We start from the raw sequence: 17,538 nt of genomic DNA on the forward strand, positions 1-17,538 counted from the left end.
GGGCGGTGCGGGCGCCTGGACTCTGGCTTCATGATCGATGCGGGGCGAAGGCGCGGTCAGGTCGCGGTGGCGTGGGCGGCGGTGCTGCTGTGCCTGGTCGTCGGGTCGGCGGCGGTGCAGCTCGCGGGACGGTCGGGCGGGGACGTCCGTCCGGTGCGCGCGCCGGTCGTGGTCATCGGCGTCGCGGGGCTGGCGTGGGGCGACATCCGCGAGGACCAGACCCCGCACCTGTGGCGACTCCTCACCGAAGGCACGGGCGCCGCGGCCGGTGCCGCGACGGTGCGGACGACGGGCGGTTCGGCGTGCGCGTCCGACGGATGGCTGTCGCTGTCCGCGGGCCAGTCCAGCGTGGGGCCCCGCTGGGAGGAGGGCCCGGACGAGGGCGAATGCAAACCCCTCCCCAAGATCACGGGCACCGGCGACCGCGAGGGCGAGGCGCGCGTGGGCCGGTGGGACGAGCTCGTCGACGCCCAGTCCCGCTCGGAGTTCTCCCCGCATCCGGGTGAACTCGGCCGGGCGCTGGCCGAGCACGAAGGCTGCGAGACCGCCATCGGGCCCGGCGCCGCCGTCGCGCTCGCCCGCCCGGACGGGACCGTCGGACGCTACAGCGCCACCGTCGACGACGACGCCCTCCGCTGCCCGGTCACGGTGATCGACGGCGGTCAGGTCGTGGAGTCCGGCTCCGGACGGCTGAACTCGCTCGCGAGGATCGACGCGTTCGCGGGCACCGTGCTGGAACGCCTGGACGGCGCCACCACCGTGCTCGTCCAGGGCGCCACCGAGCCGCCGGGCGGACGGCCGCATCTGGCGGTCAGCATGGTCGCCGGACCGGTGACGGCGTCGCGCCCCGACCCGGCGCTGCTGACCGTCACCTCCACCCGGTGGGGCGGGGTCGTGCGGCTGCTGGACGTCCCGAGCACCCTGCTCGACGCGGTCGGCGCGCCCGAACCTGCCGAGTTCAGCGGGGCGCCGATCTCCCTCGGACGGGCGCGTCCGGCCGACCCGACCACGACCGTCCACGAGCTGGGGGCCGTGACCACGACCGACCAGACGCTGCGGCAGTGGGCCGGGCTGCTCCTGCTGGTGGTGGCGGTGTCGCAGTTCGTCCTCTACACCGCCGCCGTGGTCGTCGCGCGCCGTGGCCGGACGCCGAGACCGTGGCAGAAGCGCGGCCTCATCCACGCGGCGCTCGTCTTCTCGGTGCTGCCGGTGTCGGTGTATCTGATGTCGCTGACGCGGTGGTGGCACGCTCCGTTCCAGGACGCGGCGCTGTGGGGCGCCCTGGTGTTCACCGTCGTGGTGGCGGCGGTGCCGGTGTGGCTGCTGCCCGCGCGCCCGCTGTGGCGGGTGCCGCTGGCGGTCAGCCTCCTCACCTTCAGCGTCCTGGTCGTGGACGCGGCGACCGGCACGCTTCTGCACCGTGCCAGCCCGTTCGGGCCGTCCGCGCTGTACGGCGGGCGGTACTACGGGTTCGGCAACTCCACGTTCGCCGTGTTCTCCGTCGCCGCGCTGGTGCTGGCGGGCGGGGCGGCGGCCGAGCTGATCGAGCGCGGGCGGCGGCGGGCGGCGACGGTGGCCGTGGCGGTGATCGGCGCGGTGGCCGTCGGCGTGGACACGTGGCCGTCCTGGGGCGCGGACGTCGGCGGCGGGCTGGCACTGATCCCCGGCGTCGCGGTGCTGGCCTTCGCGGTCGCCGGGGTGCGGCTGACCCCGGTGCGGCTGGTCGCGGTCGGGTCGGCGGCGGTGGCGGCGGTCGCCGCCGTCGCGGTGGCGGACTGGCTGCGTCCCGCCGCCTCCCGCACCCATGCCGGACGCTTCGTCCAGGACGTCCTCGAAGGGCAGGCGTGGCAGCTCGTCGAGCGCAAGGCCGGGTACGCGCTGGGCTCCCTCGCGGGCGGGCCGATGGCCTGGGGCACGGCGCTCGTCCTCGCCGTCCTGGTGGCGGCGCTGGTGCGGCCCGGCCGCTTCTCCCCCGGCTACCTCGACGCGGCCCTGCGCGCGTGGCCGACGCTGCGTCCCACGCTCGCGGCGGTCCTGACCACGTGCGCGATCGGCGCGGTGGTCAACGACTACGGCATCCGCCTCGTGACGTTCGGGCTGGTCACGCTGCTGCCGCTGGTCGCCCTCAGCTGCGCCCGCGCGCCCCGGTCCGGCGACGGGCCGGCGGAGAGCCCGGAGCCCGCGGACGTCACTCGCAGAGAGCGGTCGTGAGGGCCTCGCCGAGGTCGTCGTCCTGCGCGTCGGTGCTTCCCGGTTTGAGGTTGGCCATGATCGTGGCCTGCCTGCCGTCCGCGCCGACCCCGCTACGGGTGGAGAACCCGATGAAGTCACCGGCGTGCCCCCACAGGTGCCCGCCGCAGGGCAGCGGGACGCGCTCCAGCCCGAGACCGTACTCCGTCCCGGACGGCCGTCCGGTGGGCCGGGTGGTCATCATCTCGCGCAGCTCGGGCCGGTCGAGCAGCCGCCCGCCGACGAGGGCGGCGAAGAAGCGGTTCACGTCGGCCGCCGTCGACACCATGTTCCCGCTCGACGGCGCGACCGAGGGGTTGAGCCGCGTCCGGTCGAGCGGCGCCGCGTCCGGGGCGGGACGCACGTAGCCGCGCGGATGCGGCCGCGGCAGGAACGAGTGGTCGGCGGGCACGGACGTGTTGCGCAGCCGCAGCGGCTTCAGGATCCGCCGCTCGATCTCCTCGCCGTACGGGCGCCCGGTGACCTTCTCGATCAGCATCCCGGCGAGCAGGTAGCCGGTGTTGCCGTAGGACCATTCCTTGCCGGGTTCGAACAGCGGTGGATGCTTCAGGGCCGTGGCGAGCAGGTCGTCGCGGTCATGGTGGTCGAGCGGGTTCTGGATGATGTCCGGCATGGACAGGTGCTTCAGGTAGTCCGGCAGGCCGCTGGTGTGCTGGAGGATGTGCCGGACGGTGATCCTGCGGTCGATCAGGCCGGGTAGATAGCGGTCGACGGGGGCGTCCAGCTCGACCTCGCCCTCGCCGACGAGCTGGAGCACGACGGTCGCGACGAACGGCTTGGTGATGCTGCCGATGCGCCAGTGGCCGTTCACCGGGACGGGCGCGCCGGTCCGGACGTCGCCCACCCCGCTTCTGATCACCGTCCTCCGGCCGCGCCGGTCCTCGACGTACGCGATCGCGCCCGGCGCGCCGTCCTCGGTGGTGATCCGGTTGATCAGGTGCCTGAGCCGCCGGTTCCCGTCGTCGCCCGCGGACGCTCCTGGCGCGGTCACCGTGCCCGCCACCACCAGTCCAAGGACCCCGGCGGCGGCGGCGAATGTGCGAAGCATGGCCTCTCCCTCGCTCGATGTGATCATCACGCTAGGAGCGGCCGGACCGGATGGGCGTCCCGCTGGGGTATCGGCTCCGCGCTCGGCCATCCGTATTACGCGTCACATCCCGCACGGCCGGATTTCCTGGACAATGGACGGATCTGTGCGGGACGGCCCGTTGCCGGTGAGGGGTGCGCGATGGCCGAGGAGAAGGTCGAGATCGTCATCGGGCCGGACGGCACGGTCGAGCTGAGAGTCGAGGGCGTGGCCGGTCCGCGCTGCCTGGACGACACCGACCCGCTCGTCCAGGCGCTCGGCGGGGACGTCGAGCATCACGAGCTCACCGAGGAGGCGTACCAGCAGCCCGAGATCGCCGAACAGGACCGCCTGTGGCAGGGCTGACCGGCCCGCGGGCTCCGTGGCGGGTGCACGCCGCCCTCCCCCGCAGCGCCGCCAACGGGCCCGGCACCCGGTACGTGATCTGGAGCCAGGGCTGCGCGCTCGGATGTTCCGGCTGTTTCAACCCCGAGACGCATTCCGCGGACGGCACATCGCGCCGGACGACGGCCGGCGAGATGGCCGCGGACGTGCTCGCGGGCGCCGCGCACCTGGAGGGCGTGACGCTGACCGGCGGCGAACCGCTGGAGCAGCCCGCCGCGATCGCCGCGTTCTGCGCCGAGGTGAAGGCGCGCAGCGGCCTGGGCGTGATCGTGCTGACCGGCTTCACCCGCCGGGAGATCGAGTCGGACCCGGCGCGGGCGGCGGCCGTCGCGGACGCCGACCTGGTGATCGCCGGACGCTACAGCGAGCGGCTGCGCGTGGCCCGCGGCCTGCGCGGCTCGTCGAACAAGGAGTACTGGATGCGCACCGATCGCTACGGCCCCGACGACCTGGCGGCCGTGCCCGAGCTGGAGATCACGATCACCGGCGGGACGCTCACGATCACCGGGATGGGCGCGCCCGGACGGGAGCTCGGATGAGCGGGGACGCCGTCCAGGACGAGATCCGGCTGTACCTGCGCGCCCGGGTCGCGCTGATCGTGCTGGTCACCGTCGAGGAGCGGCGGGCGCTGCGGATGCTCGGGCGGGTGCGCCGCGACCGCGACCCGTCCGCCGACCTGATCACCTGGGACGTCGCCGCCGGCCTGGAGTCGGCGGACGGGCGCCAGCTCCCCAAGGCGGCCTCGCCCCCGGACGCGCTCGCCAAGATCCAGGAGCTGGCGACGAAGGAGCCGGGACGCCGCGACCTCTACGTCCTCAAGGACTTCCACGCGTTCTGGGAGCGGGACCCGGTGGTCAGGCGGCGGCTGCGCAACCTCGCCGACAAGCTCGTCTACACCGGCTCGTCCCTGGTCGTCACGACGCCGGTCCGGTCGGTCCCGGTGGAGCTGGGCGACGACGCCGTGGTCGTGGAGATGCCGCTGCCGGACGGCCCCGCGCTGCGCCGCGAGCTCGACCGGCTCATCGACAACACCAAGGGCGTGAAGTGCGCCCTCACCCCGGCGGGCCGCGACAGGCTGGCGCAGGCCGCGCTGGGCCTCACCGCGGCGCGCGCCCGGCAGGCGTTCGCGAAGGCGATCGTCCGGGACGACGTGCTGGACGACCGCGACATCGACGCGGTCGTGGCGGAGAAGAAGGCCGTCATCAGGGAGAGCGAGGCGCTGGAGTTCTACCCGGCCGAGGAGAGCCCCGACGACCTCGGCGGCCTGGGCGCGCTGAAGGAGTGGCTGCGGCTGCGCGAGCGCGCGTTCGGCGAGGCGGCCCGCGAGTTCCGGCTGCCCGCGCCGAAGGGGATCGCGCTGATCGGCATCCCCGGCACCGGCAAGAGCCTCACCGCGAAGATGATCGGCGGGCTGTGGCGGCTGCCGCTGCTGCGCCTGGACGTCGGCGCCCTGTACGGCTCGCTGGTGGGCGAGTCGGAGGAGCGGGTGCGGCGGGCGCTGCGGCTGGCGGAGACCGTGTCGCCGTGCGTGCTGTGGATCGACGAGATCGAGAAGGCGCTCGCCGCGGGCGGGCACGACGGCGGCACGTCGCAGCGCGTCTTCGGGACCGTGCTGACCTGGATGCAGGAGAAGACCGCGCCGGTGTTCGTCGTCGCGACGGCCAACGACGTCAGCGCGCTGCCGCCGGAGACGCTGCGCCGCGGGCGGTTCGACGAGGTGTTCTTCCTCGACCTGCCGACCGAGGAGGAGCGCCGCGAGATCATCACCGTCCATCTGCGCAAGCGCGGCCGGACGCCGGAGGCGTTCGACGTGCGGCGGCTGGCGCGGGACTGCGACGGGTTCGTCGGGGCCGAGCTGGAGCAGGTCGTCGTCGACGCGATGTACGAGGCGTTCGCCGCGGAGCGCGACATCACGACCGGCGACATCGCGCGGGCGGCGGCGCGGACCGTCCCGCTGAGCACGGCGCAGCGCGAGGTCGTCGAGGACCTGCGCACCTGGCTGCGGGAGGGCCGCGCCCAGTCGGCGTCCTTCACCAGGGCCGAGCCGGGCGCCGGGCACCAGGTTCCGGCACTGGAGGTGTAGGCGCAGGTGAACGTCCGGGCGGCCGCGCTCCTGCTGGAGGTCCATCCGCGTCCGGGGCGCGCCGCCGAGACCGTGGCGCGCGCGGCGGAGGCGGGCGATCCCGTGGCCGTGCGCGCCTTCGCGCGGGCGGCCGGGTCCCCGCGAAGCTCGATGATCTGGCGGGCGTGGCTGGCCCTGCCCGCACGGCGGTGGACGTCCGCGCTGCTGGATCTCCCGTCGCCCGCTCCCGACGTGCTCGTCAACGCCGCCTGGACCGGCTGGCTGGACGAGCACGACGACCGCCTGTGGTCACTCCTGAACGGCTGGGGCCGGGCCGCCGCCTCGGGCGCGGATCCTCGCATCGCGTCCCTGAGCCGGTTGGCGCGCGGAGACGAGGGCGTGGCCGTCCCGCCGCGGGTGCTCGCCGACGCCGCGGCCCGCCTCGACCATCCGATCGGCGATCTCGCCCGCGCCCACTTGACCGCGCACCCCGACCCGGACGCCGTGGACGCCCTGTGCGCCGCCGCCGTCGGCTCGCCGGACCTCGCGGCGTTCTGCGTCGCGCATCACCTCGCCCCGTCCGGCCCGGTGGAGCGCGCCGCGTTCTTCGTCCGCACCGGCCAGCACGATCAGCACCGGGCCCTGGACGGCGACGGCGCGCTGCTCGCGATGGCGTACCGGACGTCGGCCCCGGACGTCCGCACCCACCTGCGCACGATCATGGCGGCGGAGGGCGACTCCGACCTGATCCGGGTGGTGGTCGCGGGCGAGCGGCGCGACCGGGTCGCCGAGATGTCGGACGCCGAACTCGACTACCTCGGGCACCACCTCGCGGAGCATCGGCGCTGGGCGGAGCTGCGCGGCCTCGCCCGCGACCTGCCGCTCGCCAAGGCCGCCGCCGCGGCGCGGCTCCTCCCGGAGGACGAGCGCACCGGCGGCGACGCCGACCTGTTCGCCATCCTGACCGCCCGGCCCTGGCGGGAACTGCGGGAGACGGTCGGCCGCCTGCCCGCCGGGCACCTGACCACGGATGGCACGTTCCGCAACAGCGCCGCGGCATGCCTGTCTCCGGACTCCGCCGAACTGGCCGTGGCCTGGCCGGAAGGACGCTCCGCGCCGACGACGCTCCATGTGGAGACCGTCCGGATCGGCACCGGCGAGAGCACCTTCCACCACACCGGCACAACGCATTCCGGTTTTCTCCACCCGGTGCTGCATCTCGGCGACGAGATCCTCGTCAGCCGGTTGGGGCCGAATCGCCGCTGGTACATCGATCGGGTCTTTCCTGAACGGCACGCCTTCGAGCCGCCCGAAGGTTTGTCGCCGCATATGCGGAAGGCGTCGCGCGGCGCGGTGCTGATTCATCTGGAGGGCTTGGCGTTCGCCGATCCGGGCGCCGATCGGCTGCGGCTCGTGCCCGTCCATTCGTTCCGGAAGATGATGGGCGGCCGGGCCGTCTCCCTGGAGAGCCGATGCCAGCTGACGACGCTTCCCGCCGCCCGGCTGATCGCGTTCTCCGACCTCCGCAACGAGATCTACGTGACGACGGAGGACGCGGCGGATGCGGCGGACGTCCGGAAGATACCGGCCGACCACTACGCGGACGGCGACTGGTCGATCAGCGCGCTCTCCTTTCTCGACCCGAACACCCTGGCCGTGCACGGGCACGCGCGCGACGGGCTCACCATCATCCAGCACACCGAGATCTGGGAGATCCCGCCGGACGGCGGCGACCCGCACCGCACCGACGCGCACGACGGCCCGGTCCGCGACCGCTGGCCCTTCGAGGGGTGGGAGGGAACGTCCATGGACCCGTTCTTCGCCCACCAGCTGCTCACGGCCAATCTGCTGGCCCCCCATTTCGGCGGTGTCCATCCCGGCACCCCCTGGCTACAGGCCAAGGGGCAGGAGAGATTCCGGCGGTTCCTCGCCATGCCGCTGGCCGGGGACATGCTCGTCACATCGGCAGGCGATATGAAGCACGAGGCACTTGAAATACACAGCCGCCACCTGCCGGCGGCACGGGCGCTTCTTGAGCGGCCGTTCCTGCACTGCACCCCGCAGGACCTACAGCGAGCGCATGAACTCCGGTCGAAGATAGGCGATCCGGCCGTGCGGGACGCGCTCGATCTGCTGGGGCACTGCCTGGGCCACCGTTTCGGCGGCGACATCGCGCTCGGCACCGGCACAATTCCGGCGGGCCCCACCGATATCGCGCTGTCCCGGAACGAGAACGGAGCCGCATGACGAGCCGTATCGGCATCGATTTCGGCACCGCGAACACGGTCGTCGCGGGCTGGGACGCCGAGCACCGGCGGGGCGTCCCCATCCCGCTGCCCGGCGTCGACGTCCTGCGGGAGGCCGGTCCCGGGCCGATGCAGCGGGTGGTGCCGTCGCTCATCGCCTACGACGGCGACGAAGGCACCCGCCGTCTCGGCTCCCAGGTCACCCCCGAGCTGTTCGAGACGCCGGGGGTCACGGTGTTCGCCTCCACCAAGGCGAACGTGTCCGGGCACGCCTACGACGCGCCGCGCACGGTCGGCGACCGCAAGATCACGGGCCGGGAGGCCGCCACCCGGTTCCTCGGCGACGTCATGGCGCTCGCGCTGCTCGCCGTCGAGGACGACGACCTGGAGATCGTCGCGACCGCGCCCGTCGAGTCGTTCGACCGCTACCGCGACTGGCTGGTGCGCGAGGTGCGGGACGGGCTGCCCGCCGCCCGCCTGCGGGTCGTGGACGAGGCCACCGCCGCGGCCGTCGGCTACCACGCCCGCCTCAACCCCGGGGACGCGTTCGCCGTCGTCGACTTCGGCGCGGGCACCCTCGACGTCTCGGTGGTGCGCGTGCAGGAGCCCGACGCGGCCGGTGCGGGCGCCGGGGTGCGCACCATCGCCAAGAAGGGACTGGACCTCGGCGGCAACACCATCGACGCGCTCCTCGCCGAGCACGCCGCCGCGCGCCTGTCCCTCCCGCCCGGCGATCAGATCGGGAACAACCGGGTCTTCCGCCGCCTGCTGGCGTCCGCCGAGCGGGCCAAACGCGCCCTCGCCACGGCCGCACAGGCCGGCATCGAGGCCGGCGACGCCCGCACCGAAACGCCGCACCAGGTCACCGTCACGCGGGCCGAGTTCGACGCGCTGCTTCGTGACAAGGGGGTGCTGCGGCGCGTCAACCAGGCGCTGCGCGGATGCCTGGAGTCCGCGGCGGCGCGCGGGTTCGGCGTGGCCGACCTCCGCCAGGTGTTCCTCGTCGGCGGGAGCTGCCTCATCCCCGCGGTGCAGGACGTCATCGCCCTGCACTTCGACCCGGGCATCGTGCGCCTCGACCGGCCGCTGGAGGCGGTCGCCACCGGCGCGGCCGGGATCGCGGGCGGCAGCGAGCTGTACGACCACGTCCAGCACGACTACGCCATCAGGCACGTGAACGGCGAGACGGGGGCGTACGAGTTCGAGACGCTGGTCGAGGCGGGCACCGCGTATCCGACGGCCGAGCCCGTCCGGACGGTCACCGTGCGGGCGGTGCACGACCGGCAGCGGCGGCTCGGCCTGGCCGTCTACGAGCTCGCGCACGCCACCTACCGCGACGCGGGCGCCGAGCTGGAGATCGCCTTCGACGCGGGCGGCGGCGCCCGCGCGGTGCCCGTCACCCCGCAGCAGCGTCAGGAACGCTCGATGCTGTGGCTGAACGAGGACAGCCCGATGTTCCTGGTGGCCGATCCGCCCGCCGTCGCGGGCCGGGACCGGTTCCGTCTGGAGTTCCGCGTCGACGCGCACAAGCGCCTGACCGTCACCGCCTATGACCTGCACCGGCAGGCGCTGATACTGGACCGGCAGCCGGTCGTCCGGCTGGCCTGAAGCGAGGACCGCCATGTCGCATTTCACCCGGGTACGCACCACGCTCCGCGACGCCGACCTGCTCGCCGCGGCACTCGCGGCGGTCGGGTTCGCGTCGGTCGAGACGCACGACGAGCCGGAGCCGCTGTACGGGTACCAGGGCGACGCCCGCCCGGAACGCGCCGAGGTGGTCGTCCGCCGCCGCCACATCGGGAGCCTGAGCAACGACCTCGGGTTCCGCCGCCGTCCGGACGGCACCTTCGAGGCGATCATCAGCGGGTACGACCTCGGCCGCTTCGACCAGGCGTGGCTGGCGTCGCTGAACCGCGCCTACGGCCACGCGGCGGCGCTGCGCTACGCCGCCGACAACGGCTACGAGATCGATTCCGACGTGCTCGGCGAGGACGGCGAGCGCCGTCTGATCCTGCGCCGCTACACCTGATCTCCGGAAAACCGTCCGGCGGTGTCGATCCGGGCGGTGGCCGTTCGTGTGGAAGGTGAGACGCCGTCCACGGGGGCGGCGGTGAAGCGATCGAGGTGAGACGGGCATGGGCGAGATCCGGACGCTGCTCGACGGGCGTGGGCTGGTGGAGTCTCCGCGCTGGCACGGGGACCGGCTGTACTTCTCCGACTGGACGGCGGGCGAGGTCGTCGCGCTCGCTCTCGACGGCGGCACCGAGGTGGTCGCGCGGGCGGACGCGCTGCCGCTGTGCACCGCGTTCCTCCCGGACGGGCGGTTGCTGGTCGTCGACTCCGCGAGCGGATCCCTGCTGCGCCGCGAGCCGGACGGCAACCTGGCCCTGCACGCCGATCTCGGCCGGCCGGGCTGGAACGACATCGCGGTCGACGGCCGCGGCAACGCCTACGTCAACCTGCTCGGCTGGAACCCGGCCGAGCCGGACGCGTTCCGGCCGGGGTTCGTCCACCTCGCCGCCGCCGACGGGACGGTCCGCCAGGTGGCGGGCGACATCGACTTCCCCAACGGGATGGCGGTCACGCCCGACGACTCGACGCTGATCGTCGCCGACTCCTACCGGCACTGCCTGCTGGCGTTCGACATCGAACCCGGCGGCGGCCTGTCGAACCGGCGCGTGTGGGCCGACCTGGGCGAGGGCACACCGGACGGCATCTGCCTGGATGCGGAGGGCGCCGTCTGGTACGCGGACGTGCCCAACGAGCGGTGCGTGCGCGTCGCCGAGGGCGGCGCCGTCCTGGACACGGTCGCCCTGGACCGCGGCGGTTTCGCCTGCGCCCTAGGCGGGCCCGGCGGCACGACGCTGTTCATCGTGGCCGCCGAGTTCCGCGGCATGACCGGCCCGGACCTGGTGACGCCGGGCAGCGGCCGGGTGCTCGCCACCGAGGTGACCGTCCCAGGCGTGGGCCGCCCATGACCCTCACGCGCCCCGGGGGCCCCGGTCAGGTGGAGGAGGTCACGTGATCGATCGCCTCTTCCGCCAGGGCGGGCCAGGGGAGTTCGGAGCCGGGGTCGAGGCTGAACCACTCGCGCATCGGCGTGCCCTTGTTGCCCTCGAACCTGACGCCCTCCCCCGCGGCGACGAGGTCGTCCACCCTGCTCTTGGGGAGCTTCACGACCAGCCGGCCGCCGGCGAGCATCGCGAAGATCTTGTTGTCGCAGCGGAGCGTGGCCGAGCCGAACCCGCCCCGCCGGCCGGAACCCGGCGGCGAGATGCCAGGTCTCCCTTCCAGCTCACCGGCCAGCAGGTCGAAGCGTTCCTCGGACGTCACACGGACCCCCTCCTCCGGAGGCCGCCAGTATGCCGCGCGCCACCGACATCTCTACTTCTCGCGGATCGCGCGCAGCGACTCCTTCAGCGAGCCGACCGTGCTCAGGACGGCCGTGGGCTCGTAGCCGCAGTGCGCCATGCAGTTGGCGCAGCGCGGGTCGCGGCCCCGTCCGTAGGCGTCCCAGTCGGTCTCCTCGATGAGCTCCTGGTAGGTCTGGGCGTAACCGTCCGACATCAGGTAGCAGGGGCGCTGCCACCCGAAAAGGGAATAGGACGGGATTCCCCAGGCCGTGCAGGCGAAGTCGGTCTTGCCTTCCAGGAAGTCCAGGAAGAGCGGCGAGTGGTTGAAGCGCCAGCGCTTGCGCCGCCCGTCCGAGAACGCCTTGCGGAACAGTTCCCTCGTCTCCTGGACGCCGAGGAAATGCTCCTGGTCGGGTGCCTTCTCGTACGCGTACGCGGGCGAGATCATCATCTCGTCGACCTTGAGGTCGTCGTTGAGATAATTCAGGACATCGATGACCGTCTGCGGCGTGTCGGTGTTGAAGAACGTCGTGTTGGTCGTGACGCGGAAACCGCGCCGCTGGCATTCCTTGATGGCGGCGACGGCGTCATCGAAGACGCCTTCCTTGCAGACGGACGCGTCGTGCCGCTCCTTCAGCCCGTCGATGTGCACCGCCCACGCGAAGTACGGCGACGGCTTGAACTTGTCGAGCTTCTTCGGGATGAGCAGCGCGTTCGTGCACAGGAAGACGAACTTCTTCATCCTGACGAGTTCGGCGACGATCTCCTCGATCTGCGGATGCATGAGCGGTTCGCCGCCCGCGATGGACACCATCGGGGCGCCGCTCTCCTTGATGGCGGCGATGGCCTGCTCGACCGGCATCCGTTTCTTCAGGATGTCGTGCGTGTGCTGGATCTTGCCGCATCCCGCGCAGGCGAGATTGCACGCGAAGAGCGGTTCGAGTTCCACGATGAGAGGGAACTTGTCCCTGCCGCGAATCTTGTTGCGGAGGATATAGGCCCCGATGCGGACGCTTTGGCGAAGCGGCATGCTCATGATGTCCGGACCTCCTTATGCAGGTAGCGGCCGAGCGCGCTGATCGGGAAGACCAGCCGGTAGAGGTGGTAGTTGATGTAGAAGTCGCCGGGGAATCCGGTGCCGGTGTACTGGTCCTCGTCCCAGGTCCCGTCGGAGCGCTGGTGGTCGACCAGCCACCTGATCCCGGCGTCCACGGCCGGGGAGCGTTCCCCGGCGGCGAGCAGTGCCAGCAGCGCCCAGGCCGTCTGCGACGCCGTCGACGCGCCCCGCCCGATCCAGGCGGGGTCGTCGTAGGAGCGCAGGTCCTCGCCCCAGCCGCCGTCGTCGTTCTGGTGCCGCTCCAGCCACGCCACCGCGCGGCGGATCACCGGTTTGCCCCGGCCGACGCCCGCGGCGACCAGCGCCGGGACGACGCTGCCCGTCCCGTACACGTGGTTGGCGCCCCAGCGTCCGAACCACGAACCGTCCGGCTCCTGGGCTTTCAGCAGCCAGACGACGGCGCGCTTGACGGTCGGCGACTCCGCGAGGCCCTCCCCGCACAGCGCCTCCACGACGTGCGCGGTGACGTCGGCGGACGGCGGGTCGATGACGGCGCCGAAGTCGCAGAACGGCAGCTTGTTGCAGAGGTCCTGGGTGTTGTCGGCGTCGAAGGCGCCGTAGCCGCCGTCGCGCGACGCCATGCCCTCCAGCCAGCGGACGGCCCGCCCGATCGGCGCCTCCGCCTCCGGGAGGCCGGCCTTACGCAAGGCGAGGATCGCCTCGGCGGTGTCGTCGGTGTCGGGGTAGATGTCGTTGTCGAACTCGAACGCCCAGCCGCCGGGCGGAAGGCCGGGGCGGCGCACCGACCAGTCCCCCGGCCCGCGGACCTCCTCCCCCACGACCCACGCGGCGGCGCGGAGCATCGCCGGGTCGTCGGCGGGCATGCCCGCGTCGCCGAGCGCGTTCATGGCCAGGACGGTGTCCCAGACCGGTGACTGGCACGCCTCCAGGCGGCGGCCCTTCTCGTCGCGGATCGTGAAGCGTTCCAAACCGTCGAGGCCGCGCCGGATGACGGGATGGTCGAGGCCGTAGCCGAGCTCGTGCAGCGCCATCAGCGAGTACACCCACGGCGGCTGGATCCCGCCCCAGCAGCCGTCCGCCTCCTGCCGCGCGATGATCCATTCGGCGGCGCGGCGCAGCGCCGCCGTCCGCAGCGGACGCACCGGACGCTTCTCGTACACGTGCAGGACGCGGTCGAGCCCGTTGAAGAACCGTCCCCAGCCCTTCTCGTCCTTCACCGGACGGACGCCGCTGCGCAGCTCCGCGAGGTCGAACGGCAGCGCCCGGACGGGACGCAGCGACCCGAGCACGGTCAGCGGCACGATCGTCTGCCGCGCCCAGCACGCCCAGTCGTACACGTTCAGCGGGACGCGTTTCGGCAGGTACATCAGCTCCGGCGGCATCACGGGCAGGTCGTCCCAGGACCACTGCCCGAACAGGGCCAGCCAGATCCGGGTGAAGACGCGGGTGGCCTCGATGCCGCCCGCGTCCCGCGCGTACTTGGCCGCCAGGCGCATGTGGTCGGCGTCCACGGGATCGCCCGCCAGCCGCAGCGCGACGTACGCCTCGACCGTCGTCGACAGGTCGGGCGGGCCGCCGTGGAAGTTCGCCCACGTCCCGTCCTCGCGCTGCCGCGAGCGGATCCAGCGCGCCGCCTCGGCCGTCTCGCTCCCGGAGCGGATGCCGAGGAACTGGCGGAGCAGCAGATCCTCCGCGTCCATGGTCACGTTGGTCTCCAGCTCGCCCCGCCACCAGCCCTCGGGCGACTGCAGGCCGAGCAGGTGGTCGCGGGCGGCGTCGACGGCGGCAGCGGCGGCACCGGTGAGCCCGGACACGTCGGTAGTGGTCATGGAAAGCGCTCCTTCTCCGCTTTGTTCAGTGATCCCGGGAGGTGACGAACCGTGCGATGTCGCGGAACTCGGCGCGGACGTGGTCGGCCATGCCGGAGTCGGCGAGGCGCTTGTCCGCCGACGCGATCCGGCGGTCGGCCTCGGCCGCCGCCCACTCCCGCCCGCCGGCCGCCTCGACCAGCCGCGCCATCTCGCGCAGGACGTCCTCGGGCTGCGGACCGGGAAGCGCGTACAGCTGGGTGAGGCGCTCCGACTCGGCTGTTCCGGCGTTCAGCGCGAACACGACGGGCAGCGACTTCTTGCGGGCCCGCAGGTCGGCCAGCACCGGCTTGCCGGTCGTGTCCGGGCTGCCCCAGATGCCGAGCAGGTCGTCCACCAGCTGGAACGCCAGGCCCATCTCGGCGCCGAACCCGGTCAGCGCGGTGACGAGCCGGGTGGGTCCCTCGCCGAGCATCGCCCCGATCGAGCAGGCGCAGGCCAGCAGCGCGCCGGTCTTGTCGGCGGCCATCGTCAGGCATTCGTCGAGGGTGACGTCGTCGCGCTGCTCGAACCCGAGGTCGAGCGCCTGGCCCGAGATGAGCCGCTGCGTCGCGGCGGCCAGGGCGCGCGCCGCCCAGTGCGCGCCGCGCGTGTGCTCGTCCAGCAGCAGCTCCTCCGACAGCGCCAGCAGCGCGTCACCGCCGAGGATCGCGGCGGGCGGGCCGAACACCGTCCACGCGGCGGGACGGTGCCTGCGGATCCGGTCGCCGTCCATGATGTCGTCGTGCAGCAGCGAGAACGCGTGCACGAACTCGACGGCGACCGCGCCCGGCAGCGCCGTCTCGTCGGGCAGCCCGGCGGCGCGGGCCGACAGCAGCGCCAGCGCCGGACGCAGCGCCTTCCCGCCCGCCGCGGCCGGACGGCCCTGCTCGTCGGTCCAGCCGAGGTGGTAGGCGACGACGCGGCGGGTCATCGGGTCGAGCCGTTCGGCGGACGCGCGCATCGCCCGGTCCACCAGCGCCCGCCCGTCGGTGATCGAGGCCGGCACGGCGGTCATCGGGCGCTCACCCCCGCGCCCATCGCGGTGACGTGGCGCCGGGCCAGCCGGGCGGCGCTCAGCCCGCTGCGCACGGCTCCCTCCATGGTGTCGGGCCAGCCCGTGCCGGTCCACGCGCCGGCGAGGAACAGCCACGGCAGCCGGGTCGCGGACGCGGGACGCAGCGCGCCGCTGCCCGGGCCCTGCCGGAAGGTGGCGTGCCGCTCCCGCGTGACGAAGAAGTCGGTGACGCGGGCGCGGCGGGCGGCCGGGAACAGCCGCTCCAGCGCGGCGAGGTAGACCTCGCGCAGCTCGGCGGTCGGCGTGTCGATCCAGCGGTCGGCCGCCGACACCGACACCGCCAGGTACTGGCCGTCCCGGCGGGAGAGGCCGCTGATCGCCGTCCGGTCGAAGACCCACTGGACGGGCGAGTCGATCGCGGCGACGAACGGCTCGTCCAGCACCGGCCGGTCATAGACGACGTGGACGTTGACGATCGGGCTGGACCCGAGCCCCGCCCACTCGTCCCGATCAGGGCACGCGTCCGCCGGGACGAGCGAGGACGCGACCCGGTGCGGCACCGCCACCACGACGGCGTCCGCGCTCACCGGCTCGCCGTTCACGACGAGCTTCGGCCCGTCCTCGACGGCCGTGACCTTCGCGCCGAGATGGACGCGTCCCCCGCCCTCCTCGATCCGCGCCGCGGCGACCGTGCCGTGCAGCTCGCCGAGCGGCGCGGACGGGACGCCGATGTCGGCGGCGTCCGGCCGGCCGAGCAGCGCGGTCTGGCACACGAACGCGGCGGGCCCGAGCGCGGCGTCGTCCAGCTTCATGTTCAGGGCGGCCGTGACGAACAGCTCCCACAGCGCGTGCCGGGCCCGGTCGCGCTGGCCGTGCGCGGCGAGCCAGCCGCCCATGCTCGACCCGTCGAGCGCGGGGTCGGCCGGGTCGAGCCGGTCGAGCGCCAGCGACGCGCGGGCGGCGCGCAGCCGGTCACCCGGCGAGAGCAGCGCATACCGGGCGAGCGCGGGCATCAGGTGCAGCGGCCCCGGCGCCTTCGCGCGACGGAGCCGCCCGCCCGGGCCGTCCGGAGTGAGGACGCGGACGTCGAACCGATCCTGAACGCGCACCTGGCCCGCCGCGCCCAGCCGCTCCAGCAGCCCCTGGTAGGCGGTGCAGCATTTCAGGAAGATGTGCTGCCCGTTGTCGACGGTGAGACCGTCGCGCTCGAAGGAGTGGGTGGCGCCGCCGAGCCGGGGCCGCGCCTCGTAGACCGTCGCGCGCAGCCCGGCCTCCTGCAGTGCCAGCGCGGCCGTGATCCCCGCGAGCCCGCCGCCGACGATCGCGACGTGCCCGTCCCCCGCTCCGGGGGTCATCGGTGGATCCCCGCCATCGCCTTGGCGGACACCGCCGCCTTCTCCCAGGCGGGCAGCGACGTCCGGGTGTTCAGCGCGGCGAGCGGATCGGATCTGATGCGTTTCAGCAGCTGCCGGTAGATGCCCGCCATCGCCCCGGCGCAGGCGGCGCTGCGGCGGTCCAGCATCGGCAGCAGCATGAGCCCGGTGCCGTACCACTCCGACGCCCGCGACACCTCGAACCGGACAAGCGAGACGAGATGGTCCGGCGGGTCGGTGAAGCGCCCCGACCCGTCCAGGTGCAGCGTGCAGCCGAACTTGGCGAGGTCCTTGGCGGGGAGGTAGACGCGTCCGCTGAGACGGTCCTCGCGGACGTCCCGCAGGATGTTCGTGAGCTGCAGCGCGACGCCGAGCGCATCGGCGCGCGGGCCCGCGGTGCCGGGGTCGGACGTCCCGAACACGCCGAGCGACAGCCGCCCGACCGCGCCCGCGACGCACCGGCAGTACCAGAGCAGGTCGTCGAAGGTGTCGTAGGTCTCGCCGCGGACGTCGGCCTCGCAGCCGTCGATGAGCTCGCCGAACGCGTCCAGCGGGATGGGGTGGCGGCGGACCGCGTCCGCCAGCGCCACCAGCACGGGATCGGACGGGTCGCCGCCCGGGTCGGCGAGCCGCGCACGCTCCTCCGCGAGCTTCGCCAGCCGGGTCGCGGCGGGCGCGTCGTGGTCGTCGCCGATGTCGTCGATCCGGCGGGCGAAGGCGTAGACGGCGCTCAGCGCGCGCCGTTTCGGCGGGGGCAGCAGGCGGATCCCGTACGAGAAGTTGCGAGCCTGCGAGCGCACCACGTGCTCGCAGTGCCGGTACGCGCCGGCTTCGTCCATC

General features: G+C 73.5%; 15 protein-coding genes. 8 read left to right on the forward strand and 7 right to left on the reverse strand.

Annotated features, from left to right (window positions below; translation table 11 throughout):
• The first annotated feature begins 30 nt into the window (after nt 1–30).
• Complete coding sequence (locus tag ACH34S_RS02650; RefSeq protein ID WP_395950734.1) at nt 31–2,211, forward strand: hypothetical protein; 2,181 nt, start codon at nt 31–33, stop codon at nt 2,209–2,211.
• Here ACH34S_RS02650 and ACH34S_RS02655 read toward each other — a convergent pair.
• Entirely contained in the window at nt 2,189–3,298 is a 1,110-nt protein-coding gene (locus ACH34S_RS02655) for a serine hydrolase domain-containing protein (protein ID WP_395950735.1), read from the reverse strand. The two genes, ACH34S_RS02650 and ACH34S_RS02655, sit on opposite strands and share 23 nt — an antisense overlap.
• Before the next feature lie 180 nt (nt 3,299–3,478).
• On the opposite strand from ACH34S_RS02655, the gene ACH34S_RS02660 reads away from it, so the two are divergent.
• The 7 genes from ACH34S_RS02660 (at nt 3,479) to ACH34S_RS02690 (ending at nt 11,007) form a co-directional block, all read left to right on the forward strand.
• Entirely contained in the window at nt 3,479–3,682 is a 204-nt protein-coding gene (locus ACH34S_RS02660) for a DUF2997 domain-containing protein (RefSeq protein WP_395950736.1), read from the forward strand.
• Nucleotides 3,670–4,260 carry a 4Fe-4S cluster-binding domain-containing protein gene (locus tag ACH34S_RS02665; protein ID WP_395950737.1) on the forward strand — a complete coding sequence of 197 codons (591 nt, stop codon included), beginning with the start codon at nt 3,670–3,672 and terminating at the stop codon, nt 4,258–4,260. The genes ACH34S_RS02660 and ACH34S_RS02665 overlap by 13 nt, the downstream gene beginning before the upstream one ends.
• The gene (locus ACH34S_RS02670) at nt 4,257–5,804 is read left to right on the forward strand and encodes an AAA family ATPase (protein ID WP_395950738.1); all 1,548 of its coding nucleotides are present in this window, start codon (nt 4,257–4,259) and stop codon (nt 5,802–5,804) included. The genes ACH34S_RS02665 and ACH34S_RS02670 overlap by 4 nt, the downstream gene beginning before the upstream one ends.
• 6 nt (nt 5,805–5,810) lie before the next feature.
• Nucleotides 5,811–8,030: a hypothetical protein gene (locus ACH34S_RS02675; RefSeq protein ID WP_395950739.1), complete on the forward strand. Its 2,220-nt coding sequence runs from the start codon at nt 5,811–5,813 to the stop codon at nt 8,028–8,030.
• The gene (locus tag ACH34S_RS02680) at nt 8,027–9,637 is read left to right on the forward strand and encodes an Hsp70 family protein (protein ID WP_395950740.1); all 1,611 of its coding nucleotides are present in this window, start codon (nt 8,027–8,029) and stop codon (nt 9,635–9,637) included. The genes ACH34S_RS02675 and ACH34S_RS02680 overlap by 4 nt, the downstream gene beginning before the upstream one ends.
• Before the next feature lie 13 nt (nt 9,638–9,650).
• Nucleotides 9,651–10,058: a DUF1257 domain-containing protein gene (locus ACH34S_RS02685; protein ID WP_395950741.1), complete on the forward strand. Its 408-nt coding sequence runs from the start codon at nt 9,651–9,653 to the stop codon at nt 10,056–10,058.
• Nucleotides 10,059–10,164: 106 nt separating this feature from the next.
• A complete protein-coding gene (locus ACH34S_RS02690) occupies nt 10,165–11,007 on the forward strand; it encodes an SMP-30/gluconolactonase/LRE family protein (RefSeq protein ID WP_395950742.1) in 843 nt (280 codons plus the stop codon).
• Nucleotides 11,008–11,032: 25 nt separating this feature from the next.
• Here the strand turns inward: ACH34S_RS02690 and ACH34S_RS02695 are convergent, their stop codons facing one another.
• From ACH34S_RS02695 to hpnD, 6 genes are read right to left on the reverse strand one after another with little or no spacing between them, the layout of a single operon-like run.
• Nucleotides 11,033–11,362: a hypothetical protein gene (locus tag ACH34S_RS02695; protein WP_395950743.1), complete on the reverse strand. Its 330-nt coding sequence runs from the start codon at nt 11,360–11,362 to the stop codon at nt 11,033–11,035.
• A 51-nt stretch (nt 11,363–11,413) separates the two neighbouring features.
• A complete protein-coding gene (gene hpnH / locus ACH34S_RS02700; RefSeq protein WP_395950744.1) occupies nt 11,414–12,418 on the reverse strand; it encodes an adenosyl-hopene transferase HpnH in 1,005 nt (334 codons plus the stop codon).
• Nucleotides 12,415–14,289: a squalene--hopene cyclase gene (shc, locus tag ACH34S_RS02705; RefSeq protein WP_395950745.1), complete on the reverse strand. Its 1,875-nt coding sequence runs from the start codon at nt 14,287–14,289 to the stop codon at nt 12,415–12,417. The genes hpnH and shc overlap by 4 nt, the downstream gene beginning before the upstream one ends.
• A 25-nt stretch (nt 14,290–14,314) precedes the next feature.
• The gene (locus tag ACH34S_RS02710) at nt 14,315–15,325 is read right to left on the reverse strand and encodes a polyprenyl synthetase family protein (protein WP_395950746.1); all 1,011 of its coding nucleotides are present in this window, start codon (nt 15,323–15,325) and stop codon (nt 14,315–14,317) included.
• Nucleotides 15,322–16,680, reverse strand: coding sequence for a hydroxysqualene dehydroxylase HpnE (gene hpnE / locus ACH34S_RS02715; protein ID WP_395950747.1), 1,359 nt, complete (start codon nt 16,678–16,680; stop codon nt 15,322–15,324). The genes ACH34S_RS02710 and hpnE overlap by 4 nt, the downstream gene beginning before the upstream one ends.
• Complete coding sequence (gene hpnD / locus ACH34S_RS02720) at nt 16,677–17,537, reverse strand: presqualene diphosphate synthase HpnD (protein WP_395950748.1); 861 nt, start codon at nt 17,535–17,537, stop codon at nt 16,677–16,679. The genes hpnE and hpnD overlap by 4 nt, the downstream gene beginning before the upstream one ends.
• Between the last annotated feature and the right edge of the window lies 1 nt (nt 17,538).

Source organism: Actinomadura sp. 3N508 (assembly GCF_044326375.1).
Taxonomy (GTDB): Bacteria; Actinomycetota; Actinomycetes; order Streptosporangiales; family Streptosporangiaceae; genus Spirillospora.